General features: G+C 68.6%; 1 protein-coding gene and 1 pseudogene. Both read left to right on the plus strand.

What is annotated here, in order from left to right; genetic code table 11:
* A pseudogene (locus STRIP9103_RS02580) lies at window positions 1-321 on the plus strand (SAM-dependent methyltransferase); the annotation flags it as partial.
* 42 nt (window positions 322-363) lie between these two features.
* Window positions 364-534, plus strand: a complete 171-nt coding sequence (locus STRIP9103_RS02585) for a hypothetical protein (RefSeq protein ID WP_009296984.1) — start codon at window positions 364-366, stop codon at window positions 532-534.
* Window positions 535-806: the final 272 nt, after the last annotated feature.

Raw genomic sequence — 806 nt, forward strand, 5'->3', positions numbered from 1 at the left:
CGCCGGGTGGCCCGCGCCAACGGCGGTGAGCCGGACGCGGGGCGCCGGCTGAAGTCATGGGCGCTGCGGGCCGGGCTCACGGACATCACCGCCACCTCCGCCACCTGGACGTACGCCACGGCCGACGAGCGGGCCTGGTGGAGCGGACTGTGGGCGGACCGGACGGTCGCCTCCTCGTACGCCGAGCGCGCCACGGAGAGCGGTCACGCGACGGCGGAGCAGCTGCGGGAGATCTCTGAGGCGTGGCGGGAGTGGGGGCGGCAGGAGGACGGCTGGTTCTCCGTTCTGCACGGCGAAATTCTCTGCCGCAAGACGGTCTGATCGCGCGTATTCTGGAAACCCGAACCATCAGGAGGTTCAGTAATGGTTCCTATCCTGCTGGTACTACTGCTGGTGCTGATTCTGTTCGGCGCCGGATTCGCCGTAAAGGTTCTCTGGTATATCGCACTGGCCGTTCTGGTCCTGTGGCTGCTCGGATTCCTGGTGCGCGGCACATCCGCCACCGGAGGCAGGGGCCGCTGGTACAGGTGGTGAAACAACGGCCCGAGAAACAAGGGCCCCCATGTCGCCCTCACCGGGCGCGGCGAGCAGCTCAAGGAGCGGGCCTCGGGCATCCCGGCCACGCTGGCCGCGACCACCGGGTTGCGCGGCGACGATGTGGCCCGGCTGCGCGAGGAGTTGTGGGAGCTGGCGGTACGGGCCGGGAGGGCGGCGGGCCGCTGAGCGGTGACCTTGGATTACCCATGGTTACTACCCCCTGGTAACCCGGCGGCGCCTACCGACCGGTACCTTGTGCACGATGTATT

This window comes from Streptomyces ipomoeae 91-03 (assembly GCF_000317595.1).
In the GTDB taxonomy this organism is placed as follows: domain Bacteria; phylum Actinomycetota; class Actinomycetes; order Streptomycetales; family Streptomycetaceae; genus Streptomyces; species Streptomyces ipomoeae.

What these genes read in the sequence shown, in the direction of transcription:
- STRIP9103_RS02585 (WP_009296984.1), top strand. Translation starts at nt 364, where the DNA reads ATGGTTCCTATCCTGCTGGTACTACTGCTGGTGCTGATTCTGTTCGGC.